General features: G+C 43.8%; 14 protein-coding genes and 3 tRNA genes. 15 read left to right on the plus strand and 2 right to left on the minus strand.

Going from position 1 to position 12838, the window contains the following annotated elements:
• Positions 1-169: 169 nt before the first annotated feature.
• The 15 genes from V7R55_RS16850 (at position 170) to V7R55_RS16920 (ending at position 10824) form a co-directional block, all read left to right on the plus strand.
• The gene (locus V7R55_RS16850) at positions 170-895 is read left to right on the plus strand and encodes a pirin family protein (protein WP_334060424.1); all 726 of its coding nucleotides are present in this window, start codon (positions 170-172) and stop codon (positions 893-895) included.
• 180 nt (positions 896-1075) lie between these two features.
• Positions 1076-1720 carry a UvrY/SirA/GacA family response regulator transcription factor gene (uvrY, locus tag V7R55_RS16855; RefSeq protein WP_334060425.1) on the plus strand — a complete coding sequence of 215 codons (645 nt, stop codon included), beginning with the start codon at positions 1076-1078 and terminating at the stop codon, positions 1718-1720.
• A 31-nt stretch (positions 1721-1751) separates the two neighbouring features.
• A complete protein-coding gene (uvrC, locus tag V7R55_RS16860; protein ID WP_334060426.1) occupies positions 1752-3569 on the plus strand; it encodes an excinuclease ABC subunit UvrC in 1818 nt (605 codons plus the stop codon).
• 122 nt (positions 3570-3691) lie between these two features.
• The gene (gene pgsA / locus V7R55_RS16865) at positions 3692-4264 is read left to right on the plus strand and encodes a CDP-diacylglycerol--glycerol-3-phosphate 3-phosphatidyltransferase (protein ID WP_179983518.1); all 573 of its coding nucleotides are present in this window, start codon (positions 3692-3694) and stop codon (positions 4262-4264) included.
• 169 nt (positions 4265-4433) lie between these two features.
• Positions 4434-4509, plus strand: a tRNA-Gly gene (locus tag V7R55_RS16870).
• Between the two features lie 41 nt (positions 4510-4550).
• Positions 4551-4624: transfer RNA gene (locus tag V7R55_RS16875), tRNA-Cys, on the plus strand.
• A gap of 59 nt (positions 4625-4683) precedes the next feature.
• Positions 4684-4770: transfer RNA gene (locus tag V7R55_RS16880), tRNA-Leu, on the plus strand.
• A 116-nt stretch (positions 4771-4886) separates the two neighbouring features.
• Positions 4887-5579 (plus strand): tRNA-uridine aminocarboxypropyltransferase, encoded by a 693-nt coding sequence (locus V7R55_RS16885; RefSeq protein WP_334060427.1) that lies wholly within the window; start codon positions 4887-4889, stop codon positions 5577-5579.
• Between the two features lie 74 nt (positions 5580-5653).
• The gene (gene tpx, locus V7R55_RS16890; RefSeq protein WP_334060428.1) at positions 5654-6151 is read left to right on the plus strand and encodes a thiol peroxidase; all 498 of its coding nucleotides are present in this window, start codon (positions 5654-5656) and stop codon (positions 6149-6151) included.
• A 119-nt stretch (positions 6152-6270) separates the two neighbouring features.
• Positions 6271-7101 carry a sulfurtransferase gene (locus tag V7R55_RS16895; protein ID WP_334060429.1) on the plus strand — a complete coding sequence of 277 codons (831 nt, stop codon included), beginning with the start codon at positions 6271-6273 and terminating at the stop codon, positions 7099-7101.
• A 115-nt stretch (positions 7102-7216) separates the two neighbouring features.
• The gene (gene cobB / locus V7R55_RS16900; protein ID WP_334060430.1) at positions 7217-7942 is read left to right on the plus strand and encodes a Sir2 family NAD+-dependent deacetylase; all 726 of its coding nucleotides are present in this window, start codon (positions 7217-7219) and stop codon (positions 7940-7942) included.
• Between the two features lie 12 nt (positions 7943-7954).
• Positions 7955-8581: a LysE family translocator gene (locus V7R55_RS16905; protein WP_334060431.1), complete on the plus strand. Its 627-nt coding sequence runs from the start codon at positions 7955-7957 to the stop codon at positions 8579-8581.
• 83 nt (positions 8582-8664) lie between these two features.
• Positions 8665-9396 carry a stress protein gene (locus tag V7R55_RS16910; RefSeq protein WP_334060432.1) on the plus strand — a complete coding sequence of 244 codons (732 nt, stop codon included), beginning with the start codon at positions 8665-8667 and terminating at the stop codon, positions 9394-9396.
• Entirely contained in the window at positions 9389-10180 is a 792-nt protein-coding gene (locus tag V7R55_RS16915) for a glucosaminidase domain-containing protein (protein ID WP_334060433.1), read from the plus strand. Before V7R55_RS16910 ends, V7R55_RS16915 begins: the two co-directional genes overlap by 8 nt.
• Positions 10177-10824, plus strand: coding sequence for a DUF2987 domain-containing protein (locus tag V7R55_RS16920; protein ID WP_334060434.1), 648 nt, complete (start codon positions 10177-10179; stop codon positions 10822-10824). The genes V7R55_RS16915 and V7R55_RS16920 overlap by 4 nt, the downstream gene beginning before the upstream one ends.
• Positions 10825-10847: 23 nt before the next feature.
• Here the strand turns inward: V7R55_RS16920 and V7R55_RS16925 are convergent, their stop codons facing one another.
• Both V7R55_RS16925 and ttcA read right to left on the minus strand, forming a co-directional pair.
• Positions 10848-11873: a patatin-like phospholipase family protein gene (locus V7R55_RS16925; protein ID WP_334060435.1), complete on the minus strand. Its 1026-nt coding sequence runs from the start codon at positions 11871-11873 to the stop codon at positions 10848-10850.
• Positions 11874-12827: a tRNA 2-thiocytidine(32) synthetase TtcA gene (ttcA, locus tag V7R55_RS16930; RefSeq protein ID WP_334060436.1), complete on the minus strand. Its 954-nt coding sequence runs from the start codon at positions 12825-12827 to the stop codon at positions 11874-11876. It abuts the gene before it with no gap.
• Between the last annotated feature and the right edge of the window lie 11 nt (positions 12828-12838).

Below are 12838 nucleotides of genomic sequence, written 5' to 3' on the forward strand. Positions count from 1 at the left end.
GTCATTCTAAATAACAGAATGAAAGGCTCGGTATTCTCGCATTTTATTTCTATTAAAAAGAATTAAACTAGCTTTATTACATGTTGGCTCATACAACATCACGGTGCCAGTCTTCGTTGCGCGGCCCGTTAAGAGGTGTTGTATGAGATTTAAGTTTTAAGGATTTAGGATGATGTATTTAAGAAAATCAAACGAAAGAGGAAAAGTTAATTTTGGCTGGCTAGAAAGCCGACACAGTTTTTCATTTGGGCACTACTATGATGCGAAGCACATGGGCTTTTCAGCGTTAAGGGTAATCAATGATGATATTGTTCAGGCAGGTAGAGGCTTTGAGACTCACGGTCATAGAGATATGGAAATCATTTCATATGTAGTGAGCGGTGCATTGAAGCATAAGGACAACACGGGCAACGAGTACATAGTCCCTGCGGGTGATATACAAGTAATGAGCGCAGGTCGTGGCATCATGCACTCAGAGTTTAACCCTTCTAGTGAAGAACCTGTGAACTTTCTGCAAATTTGGATTGTGCCAAATGAAAAAGGTGGCACACCTGGTTACATGCAAAAAGCTTTTGGCAAAGTCGCGGGTGGGGATGAAAACGCTAAGCTTGAATTACTTGTCAGTGAAGATGGTAGAGATGAGTCGTTAAAAATTAAGCAGAATGCATCAATTAGTCGTTTGACCTTAAAGTCTGGCGAAGCTTGGAAGCGAAGTATAAAAGGGCACAAAGGTTATCTTCATATCGTTTCTGGTAAGGCTAACGCTTTGGTAAAAAGTGAACGTGAAGGCGTTGAAATAGAGTCTGGAGATGCTATTGGAATTTACGAAGACGATAGTATTTCGCTTAACGCTTCAGAAGATTTGGTTGCTCTTTGGTTTGATTTACCCGCTTAATTGACTAAAAGTAATTTAGATCAACAATTTAGTTTCAAATTGTGTATCTCTACTTCACGAATCTATATCTCATGGTATGATGGATGTGATAAGGTTTTAGGCTGTTAATAGTTATCATTAATGAAACTAAACGGCCTTTAACCTAGTGGTTAATAAAACTGAAGTCAGTGAGATACTAGAGTGATAAAAATAATCCTAGCAGATGACCACGATTTGGTCAGAAGAGGGATACGCCGAATTCTGGAAGACGTAGACGAATTCAAAGTTCTCGGAGAAGCGAGTAACGGCGAAGAGGCGGTACAGATGTGCCGAAAAAACGCGCCAGATGTGGTACTCATGGACGTTAACATGCCCGGTATTGGTGGACTAGAAGCGACAAAGCGAATTGCCCGCATGTCTGAAAATACGCGGGTGATATGCGTTTCAATGCATAAAGAAAGTCCAATACCTATGCAGGTTATGGAAGCCGGCGCCTTTGGCTTTCTTACCAAGGACGCAGAGCCTGACGAAGTCATTCTTGCTATTCACAAAGTGTCAGCAGGACAAAAATATCTTAATCATGAAATGGCCAACAGCATCGCTATAAGCAAGTTATTGCCAAGTTCGGATAATCCGTTTGATGAGCTATCGAGTAGAGAACTTACAATAGCCATGAGATTAACTGAAGGTCATAAAGTGCCAGATATCGCTCGAGAACTTAGCATCAATTCAAAAACGGTTAATACCTACCGTTATCGTATGTTCCAAAAGTTAGGCGTGACGTCTGACGTAGAGTTAACACATTTAGCCTACCGTCATAAGCTAATCAGTCCTAATACCTTTTAAGCGTCACTAGACGCATAACGTCAAAGTGATTATGCCTGCATTCGATTCAGCAGCATTTCTTAAGAATTTAACCTCTCAACCTGGCGTGTACCGTATGTACAACAGCCAGGAAGAGGTTATTTACGTAGGAAAAGCCAAAAACCTTAAAAAGCGAGTATCAAGTTATTTCCGTTCTAACCTTGATAACGCTAAAACCCGTTCGCTAGTCAGTCAGATTGCGAATATGGACGTCACCGTTGTAAATAGTGAAACCGAAGCGTTTCTGCTTGAGAACAACTTCATCAAGAAATACAAACCGCGTTACAACGTGGTAATGCGTGACGACAAATCTTACCCTTTCATCTTTTTATCAGCCCACGAACATCCGCGGCTTTCTTTCCATCGCGGCCCTCAAAAGAAAAAGGGCGAATATTTCGGGCCATACCCTAGTGCATGGTCGGTTCGAGAAAGCTTGCGTTCTATGCAGCGTATTTTCCCCGTACGTCAGTGCGAAGACAGCTACTACCGTGCGCGAAGCAGACCTTGCCTTCAGTATCAGATGCAGCGGTGCAGCGCGCCTTGTGTTGAAGGCTATGTGAGCGACGAGGAATATAAAGAGCAGGTTAATTTTGCTCGCTTATTCTTGAAAGGTAAAAACCAGCAAGTCATTGGCGGGCTGGTGGAAAAAATGGAAAAAGCTAGCGAAGCATTAAACTTCGAGGCTGCCGCGCGCTATCGCGACCAGATAAACGCATTAAGGAAAGTACAAGAGCGACAATGGGTTGCCGGTACCCAAGACGAAATGGATGTGTTTGGGTTTGCGTTCAAAGGCAATATGGCCTGTATCCAGGTAATGTTTATCCGTGAAGGGCAGTTATTAGGCAGTAAAGCGTATTTCCCTAAAGTACCCAATACGGCAGACGAGCAAGAAGTTTTCGAATCTTTCTTCCTACAATTTTATTTAGCTGGCAACAAAGTCATTCCTAAACAAATTGTGTTAAGCAACACGCTTAGTGACGAAGATGCTATTGCAGATGTACTCGCCAGTGAAGCAGGGCATAAGGTGCATTTCTTTAAAGGGGCGAGGGAAGAGAAGCGTAAGTACCTGCAGCTTGCCCAATCAAATGCACAAACCGCGCTAGATGCCCAATATAGCCAGCAAAAGTCTGTATTTGCTCGTTATCTTGACTTAGAAGCTGCCCTTGAAGTAGACACTCCCATTCAGCGCATGGAATGTTTTGATATTTCTCACACCTCTGGTCAACAAACAGTGGCGTCTTGCGTAGTATTTAATCGCGAAGGGCCACATAAAAGTGATTACCGTCGCTACAACATTGAAGGAATTACGCCTGGAGATGACTATGCGGCTATGGCGCAAGCATTAAAGCGTCGCTATAAATCCGTCAAAGAAGTACAAAAAATTCCTGATCTTCTATTAATTGATGGTGGTAAAGGTCAACTTGCTCAGGCTGAAGCTTTTTTTGAAGACTGGCCTCATGACAAAAAGCCCATGCTTTTAGGTGTAGCAAAGGGCACTACCCGAAAGCCAGGCTTAGAAACACTGATCCTTGCGGGCAGTCATCAGGTGCTTCCTATGGATAGCCATTCGCCCGGACTTCACCTTATTCAGCATATTCGCGATGAATCTCACCGATTTGCTATCACTGGGCACCGCAATCGTCGTCAGAAAGTGAAAACGACATCGAGTCTCGAAAGCATTCCTGGTATTGGCGCTAAACGCAGACAAACGTTGTTAAAGTTTATGGGCGGGTTACAAGGTCTTAAAAAGGCCAGTAAAGATGAAATTGCAAGTGTACCAGGCATAAGCCCAGAACTGGCGGATACTATTTACGACCACCTTCATCAATAAATGACTGAGTAACAAGCAATACATTGCAAATTGAGGTAATGTGTTGTGAGAATGATACAAGCTGAGCCAAAAGCTACTGCGCTAAAACGCCCGTAGAGGCATAACACCGAGATGTAATTTTTATGTGGACTGTTCCAAACTGTATTACTTTATTTAGAGTAATCCTAATACCCGTTTTTGTGGTTGTTTATTTTCTTGATTGGCGCTGGGCGCACGAGGCAGGGGCCTTTATTTTTTGGCTGGCAGCCATTACTGACTGGTTTGACGGGTATTTAGCTAGAAAACTTCAGCAATCTACGCCTTTTGGGGCTTTCTTAGACCCAGTCGCTGACAAACTTATCGTTGGTGCCGCGCTTCTTATGATCACACATAGTTATGCAAACCTTTGGATCACATTACCATCCATTGCGCTTTTAGTACGTGAAATTTATGTGTCGGCGCTTCGCGAATGGATGGGGTCAAATGGCGTAAGAGACGCTGTTAAAGTGTCTTTTATAGGTAAAGCTAAAACAACTGCTCAAATGTTAGCCTTAATTGGGTTACTTTCAGGGTTAGAAACTTTTATGGGCGTAACAATTTATTGGGTTTCTTTAGGTTATATCCTTTTATATTTCTCTGCAGTGCTGTCAATTTGGTCAATGTTTGTTTATACAAAAGCGGCGTGGCCACACCTTCGAAGTGGCGCAGCAAAGTAGAATTGATCGCGGTTTAATCAAAGTGAATAAAAAAATAGCAAACGATCATAAAAAACCGCATTTATCTCAATTTAAACGCTTTTTTGTGTTGACAGTTTTGAATGGGTAGGTAGAATGCACCCCACATTTCGAGAGGACATCAACCAAACGAAATGGTCGATTAAGACATGCGGGAATAGCTCAGTTGGTAGAGCACGACCTTGCCAAGGTCGGGGTCGCGAGTTCGAATCTCGTTTCCCGCTCCAATATCTTAGAGATAAGTTTTAATCACGCGCCAGACGCATCTGGCGGAATGGCAGAATGGCTATGCAGCGGATTGCAAATCCGTCTATCTCGGTTCGACTCCGGGTTCCGCCTCCAAACGCTGCAACGCAGCATCAGGTTCTACGCCTGACACCTTTGCTGAAAAGCAACCCGATGCCCGGGTGGTGAAATTGGTAGACACAAGGGATTTAAAATCCCTCGCTGGTAACAGCGTGCCGGTTCAAGTCCGGCCCCGGGCACCAATTACTTCCCGATTTCTATTAAATACAAAACTTTGCTAATCACGCTCTTTTACTCTGTTTTACTATGGTAAAATCCGTAAAAATTTTGGCAAAGACGTACTATCTTGAATTCTGTTATGTCACTTCGTTTAGACGAGCTAGCTCGTGCTGAACGTCCATTCCACGCTCGTGGGAGTAAAGTAATTCGCTGTGATGAGTGTTTGCTTCCAACGCAAAACTGTATTTGTGAATTTAAGCCTGAAGCTGGCACAGATGTGGCGGTTTTGTTTTTAATGTACAAAGGCGAATACTATAAACCTACCAATACGGGCCGTTTGATAGCGGATGTGGTTAAAGACAACCACGCGTTTTTGTGGAAACGAACCGAACCTGATGAAGCGTTATTAAAACTGCTATGCGACGACAAATATTTTCCTATTGTGGTATTTCCCCACGAATATGCTGCAGCTGAACGCTGTATCGACGCGCCACCATTGAATACTGGTAAAACGTTACTATTTATTTTCTTGGATGGAACTTGGCGTGAAGCGAAGAAGATGTTTGTAAAAAGCCCTTACTTACATAGTTTTCCTGTGTTGGGCGTTAGCATGGAAGTGGCTTCAGACTATTTACTCAGAGAGTCTACCCATGATTTCCAACATTGTACTGCAGAGGTAGGTATTAGCGTTTTGGCACTTGCTGAACAAAAGCAAGGGGCACAAACGTTAGCGCATTATTTTAGCGTGTTCAGGCGCGAATACTTAAAAGGTAAGCCCCATTTACAACATAAGCTTGCGTTTGCTGAGTCGCAGGTTAAAGATAACATCTAAAAAGTGTCACTTTTATTTGCGAAAGTATTGTTTTACATCCACTATTTTATATTAATGAAAAACGGAGAAAGCGAATGGCATCAGTTACTTTTCAAGGCAACACAGTAACAACCAAGGGGCAACTACCTGAAGTAGGTACAGCTGCACCAGACTTTACCTTAGTAAAGGCAGATTTGGGCGAAGTAACGCTGTCTGAGTTAGCTGGGAAAAACGTTGTATTGAATATTTTCCCCTCAATTGACACAGGTACTTGCGCAATGTCAGTGCGTAAATTTAACGAAGAAGCTGCAAAATTAGATAATACAACTGTTATCTGTGTGTCTGAAGACTTACCGTTTGCAGCGGGCCGTTTCTGTGGCGCAGAAGGTATCGAAAATGTTCTTACAGGCTCTACTTTCCGTTCAAGTTTTGGCGATGATTACGGTGTGACTTTTGAATCAGCACCGCTAACAGGTTTACTGTCGCGTTCGGTTGTCGTTATCGATACTGAAGGTAAAGTGGTTTACACAGAGCAGGTAGCAGAAACCACTGAAGAACCAAATTACGACGCTGCTATTTCTGCATTAAGCTAAGAAGACCACTTAAGTAATAAGTGAAGTAGTACATAGTTAATGTGAATCAATATCAACCGTTTCGATTTTTCGCGGTATTCAAGGCGCTCGCTTATGTGGGCGCTTTCTAGGAGGATGTAATGGCATCAGTATTGTTGTCAGTCGGCGAATTAGCCAATGTAATGCAACAAAAACCAGTCACGCTTGTAAGAGCGTTAATGGATGATCCCGTTTCAAAAACGCCCGATACGCGAACGGCAATGGTATTGCCCGCATCAGTAGATTTTGATCTAGACAGCGAAGGTAGCGATCACACTACAGGTTTACCGCACAGTATGCCCTCAGCTGATGACCTAGCTATTTATCTAGGAAATCAGGGGGTTACGGCAAATACGCCCATAGCAGTTTACGACACCCGGGGTATTTATTCTGCGCCTAGAGTGTGGTGGATGCTTAAAGCACTTGGGCATAAAGATGTATATATATTAAATGGTGGCCAACCTGCGTGGGGGGGAGCTGGGCTTCCCGTTTCAGAACAACAGCAGTATGGCAAACTAACCTACCAAGCCACACCTCGACCTGGGTGGTTTGCAAACTCTAGCGCAGTGCTTCAGGCTATAAATACCGAAGCACAATTGCTTGATGCGCGAAGTGGCCCGCGATTCAAAGGCGAAGTTTCAGAGCCCCGCGAGGACGTGCGCTCAGGACATATGCCTGGCGCTTACAATATTCCTTTCGATACATTACTTGAAGACGGGCACTTTTTATCTGTGGAAGAGCTTAATGCTGTATTTGCACAAGCAAAGGTGGATTTGCGCAAACCTATTATCTGCACGTGCGGTTCAGGTGTAACCGCTTGTATCATTGGTGTTGCAGCTCTTATGTGCGGTGCTACGCAAGTTTCGGTATATGATGGTTCTTGGTCTGAGTGGGGCGCAAATACTCAGTATCCAGTAGTCAAAGACGTGTAAAAGAATAGAAATGTTTAACGCTGAAATCACTGATGTTCGCATTAGCTCCGCGTCATCATCATCTGCAAAATAAACTGAATAACTTGCCTTACACCAACAGAGTAAAAATAATCCGATGTCAGCTAATCAATCATTACCCAATATTGTTATTCTCACCGGTGCGGGCATCTCCGCTGAATCTGGGTTAAAAACGTTTCGAGATAATGACGGCCTTTGGGAAAATCACAGTGTTGAAGAAGTCGCTACGCCCGAAGCTTTTGAGCAAAACCCAAGCTTGGTTTATCGCTTTTATAATGCGCGACGAGCGCAGCTTCAAGAAGATGATGTCGTACCAAACGCAGCGCATTTGGCGCTGGCTAAACTCGAGAAAGCCTTTGGTCACAAGATGATGCTAGTGACGCAAAATGTTGATGACTTACATGAACGTGGTGGCAGTGAATCGGTTTATCATATGCATGGCAAGCTACTGTCGGCGCGCTGTGCTATTAGCCAGCAAACTTTTGATTGGCGTGAAAGCTTTGATCACACCACTCAATGTCCGTGCTGCAAAAGAGTAACCCTTCGACCGGATATCGTTTGGTTTGGTGAAATTCCCATGTATATGGAAGAGATTTACGATGCGCTTTCACAGGCCGATATGTTTATAGCTATTGGTACATCGGGTAATGTGTATCCCGCTGCTGGCTTTGTTCAGATTGCTAAAGAAAATGGCGCTCACACAATAGAAGCGAATTTAGAGCCAGGTGTATCCAATGCCTTGTTCGACGAATCATTTACAGGTCCTGCCTCGCGCATAGTTCCGCAGTGGGTTGATGAATTGATTTCAAAGTATGCGCTGTAGGAGGCGCAAAACATGCAGTATATGAATGAATTTCTCACCATTGCACTGGTACATCTTGTGGCTGTTGCCAGCCCAGGTCCTGACTTTGCAGTGGTGGTTCGAAACAGCGTGGCTTATGGCAGACGTATAGCCATGTACACTAGCGTTGGTATTGGGCTAGCAATCTTATTGCATGTTGCTTACTCGCTAGTAGGGCTAAGTGTGGTAATTGCTACTACGCCGTGGCTATTCACCACTTTTAGCTACGCTGCGGCTGCCTATTTACTTTATCTTGCTTTCGGAGCGCTTAGAAGCGGCCCTGTTAAGCAGGAGCAACACGTAAATGCGGAAAAAAAGATGTCACAAATCTCGGCAAAACGTGCCGTTTGGATGGGTTTTCTGACAAACGGACTTAATCCTAAAGCGACGCTGTTTTTCCTTTCACTTTTTACCGCTATCATCAGCATTGATACGCCATTTAGCGTAAAGCTTGGTTACGGTATCTACTTAGCGTTTGCCACGGGGTTATGGTTTTGTTTCCTTTCTTACCTTTTAAGTACAAGTAAAGTCGCTGAGCTTATCGGGAAAAAGGGCTATTGGTTGGATAGGGCTATGGGCGTGCTTTTAGTCGGGTTAGCAGCTAAGTTGGTCCTAGGGTAATTTTTGTTTAATACACAAACAGGCAATTATTTTCGTGAATTGATATAATCGCGCCGATTTTCCTAAAAATATAAGAGAGTTGTGTGAAAGACGTAAACCCAGACCGCCTCAACAGTACGTTGTCCAAACAGTATCAATTCGATACTAAGGGTCTCTTGCGCCGTGCTGCCGGTTTAACCAAAGCTAATTTTTCATCATTACTGCAAGCTAGTCTGGTTCTATTTTTGACCTTTGTGGTGTTAGGGGTATTCGCGCAACAGTATATAACCATCAATGAAGACGGTAGCTATGTTTTCGAGCACCAGTCTATTATCGAGATTGTAGCAATCTGTATCGTTGCTCCGTTACTGACTGGTTTATATATGATGGGGGTTTTTGTAGCGCGTGGTGTAAAAACATCGGTATTTACAGTATTTCAGTTTTTCCCCTTAATATTTTTGGTAGCGTTAACCCAGCTAGTCAACAGTATCCTTGTCCAGTTAGGCATGATGCTGCTCATCATTCCAGGTGTGTACTTCTATTTAGCGTCTTCTTTTTCTCTAATGTTAGTGGCCGACAGAAAGTTAACGCCAATAAGCGCAATTATTCTTTCCTGCCGAGTATTTAATGCGTACTGGGCTCAAATAGCCAGTATTTTCGGCGTTCTCTTCTTATTGTTCGTGTCGGTACCGCTAACGTTCGGGGTTTCCCTAATTTGGGTGTTACCCTTTTATTTTAGTATGATGGGGTTGCTCTATCAGGAATTAATTGGCGAGCAAGGAGTAAGCACGGAAGCATCTGAAAACGATGTGAATGAGTCGAGCTTCGATGCATAAACGAGAAACCTTTAAAATTGTCCTTATAACGTTGGGTGTTCTGGCGGTTATCGTCATTAACGCCATTATTTTTACCGAGGACGAGCCTGATATTCTAGATATACCTCAAACGGTAAAGGCGAAAAAGCCGGTGCCTGATTTCTCTGGTTATAGTGACGTAAAAGAGAAAAAAGAGGCGTTTTTTAATTATCTACGCCCCGAGGTAGAGAAACAAAACGCTTACCTGCTTACTCTAAGGCACTATATACAAACCCTTTACAGAAAGACGTTAGCTAATGAGTCACTGTCTGAAGACGACATGACTAGGCTTGAGTGGCTTGAAGAGGAATATCGGGTAAAACCCACACAGCCTTTAAAGACTAAACTATTGGCCTTACTGCAGAAAATTGATGTTTTACCTGAGGAGCTGGTACTTGTTCAGGCTGCGAATGAATCTGCATGGGGAACAAGCCGATTTGCAAGGAAGGGCTACAACTTCTTCGGTTTGTGGTGTTTTTCAAAAGGGTGCGGTTTCGTCCCAAGCCGTCGAAACGATGGTGCATCTCACGAAGTGGCCAAGTTTGATAGTCTTTCGCGAGCTACGTACACCTATATGCGTAACCTCAACAGACACGATGCCTATGCTGACTTAAGAGAGATCCGCAGCCGACTAAGAGCTAACCAATTACCCATTACTGGTGTTGCATTGGCAGAAGGGCTAATGAATTATTCCGAGCGAGGAGCCGCTTATGTTGAAGAGCTTCAAACAATGATCCTATTTAACGAGGAGTTTTTATCCGAATGATACGCGCTGCATTATTTCTTGCTTCATCTCTGTTTGTCGGTTTTGCTAGTACATCCGTATCTGCTGAAACGATAGATGTAGAGTACAGCCGTTTCTACAGCCATGTTAAAAAGCTAGATAACGAAGATACCCAAGCGCTTCAGTTTGCCTTTGGTTTTGTCCGGGTAGGTGAAGGGCGTTTATGCGAGGTTAACGGTGCATCTATCGTTACCGATAAAAAAACAATGCCTCTAGACGTTACTGATGAAGGACGGTTTACCGTACCCACTGAAAAAGCACTGAAACTGGCTAATGCACTGGTACGTATCGACTTAAACGAACGTGCGAACGTTTGTGATATGTCGGTGCAGCTTGAAACCAAGCCCGAGTACCTAAAACAGTATTACAAAAAAGAAGAGCTCACTTTCTTGTATGAACAGTATGAAGCCTTTTTCAATGAAATGGGAAGCTTTTTGTCTTTTATGATGCCGTCGGTGAAGGGCTTAATGATTCAGTTTGAAGACAAAAATTTAGATTTCGTTACGCCGCAGGGTGTACAAATCAACAATGGTGTTCTGCATTTAGAACAAGAGTGGATCAACGACGCGAAAGGCTTAACGCTGCCACACGCGCCGCTGCGTGTTACCGCCATGGCTTCTAGTTAACCCACCTACTGATAAATTAGGTATCAGGTTAGCAACTGATACCTAATCTGCTCTGCAATACGGGCGATGGTTTCTTCGCCCTTCGCGCATAACTCTTCTGCTCTATGAAACTCCATAATACCCACATCGGTAAGTTGAGGTTCGATAAGTATATCCGGCGGATCGCCGGCTAAGCGCGAGCGGGTAACGCGGGCTTGAAGTATCTCAAGTGAACTGCTCATTACGCTCATAATCCCAGGAGGGGTTCCCTTATTCACCTTTGCCGGCACTTCGGCAAATTCTTCTTCGACCTTTTCAATAACGTCAGACGCAATACTTTCTTCGGTATTCACACCGTCAGAAGCGTTTACTTCAAGCTGTTCTTTATTGACTTCTGAAGCTTTGTCTTCCTTGCTATCAGGCGAAAACCATTGACGTAATACGTTTTGGCTTTTAGTAAAAAAGTCTTCTGTTTTGCGTTGGTTTTCTTCGTGGTCTTGCCTTAGCTTTTCCAAACGAAGGGGGCGAAAATCGGCGTTAAGATTAACCGCTATAACAAAATCCGCACCCAACTGGCGGCATAAGTTAACCGGTACAGGGTTAACCACTGCGCCATCTACCAGCCAGCGATCACCATGCGCGACGGGTGCAAAAAGTGCGGGAATAGCGCAAGATGCTTGGATAGTATCGCCAATTGGGCCTGAATTGAACACTACTTCTCGACCTGTATATAGGTCAGTAGCAACTGTTGCGAAAGGTTTAAGCATGTCTTCATAGGAGGAGACACAAAACTCGCTAGCAAGCTTGTCGAAAACTTTTTGGCCGCTAGCGATGCCACCGCGCCTAAGCCCAACTCCCATAAGCGCAAGTACCTGCCAGTCGCTAAGAGAGCAGGCCCATTCTTTTAAACCTTCTAGTTTGCCACTCGCGTAGGCAGCACCAACATAAGCGCCAATAGAGCAACCAGCAACAACGTCAATTTTAACGCCAAGTTTTTCCAATGCTTCAATTATGCCAATGTGAGTCCAGCCCCTTGCGGCACCGGCACCTAACGCAAGTCCAATTTTCATTTACTTTGGTTCCATAATGTTTATTACTTCAATAGCGTTATCTTCATCATTGAGATCTACACTACTTTCAGCAGTAAAAGAAGGCTCATCAAATCCTATATCACCATCTTCAACGGGACCGTCTTGAGTGGCAATCGATTTAAAGTCATAAAGGTTACTGTCTACAAGGTGTGAAGGGGCCACGTTTTGAAGCGCTCTAAACATGGATTCAATGCGGCCTGGGAAACGACGATTCCAATCTTGTAGCATCGCTTTTATGTTCTGGCGCTGTAGGTTTTCCTGTGAACCACAAAGGTTGCAAGGAATAATCGGGAACTCAGCAGCTTGAGAGTATTTTTCAATGTCTTTCTCTGTGCAGTAAGCCAAAGGACGAATTACAATATGTTCGCCGTTATCGCTAACCAGTTTTGGCGGCATAGATTTAAGCTTGCCCCCGTGAAACATATTTAGGAAAAACGTTTCAAGCATATCGTCGCGGTGGTGACCTAATGCAATTTTAGTGGCGCCTAATTCTTTCGCAGTGCGGTATAAAATACCACGACGCAAACGAGAGCAAAGCGAACAAGTCGTTTTGCCTTCAGGAATTTTGTCTTTAACAATAGAGTAGGTGTCTTCTTCTACAATCTTGTAGTCAACGCCAATGCTGTCTAAGTACTCGGGCAAAATATGTTCAGGAAAACCAGGCTGCTTCTGGTCAAGATTTACCGCAACAATATCAAAATGAATAGGCGCAATCTTCTTTAAAAACAATAAAATATCTAGCATGGTATAGCTGTCTTTACCGCCAGATAAACACACCATGACCTTGTCGTTGTTTTCAATCATACCGAAATCGCCAATGGCTTTACCCACATTGCGACGAAGTCGTTTCTGAAGTTTGTTGAAGTTGTACTTTTGCTTACTTTTCGCGGCGTTTAACGTCGGCGCGTCAGCACTGCTTGTGCCTAAACTCATAATTAACTAGC

Source organism: Alteromonas sp. S005 (assembly GCF_036864475.1).
Lineage (GTDB): Bacteria > Pseudomonadota > Gammaproteobacteria > Enterobacterales > Alteromonadaceae > Alteromonas.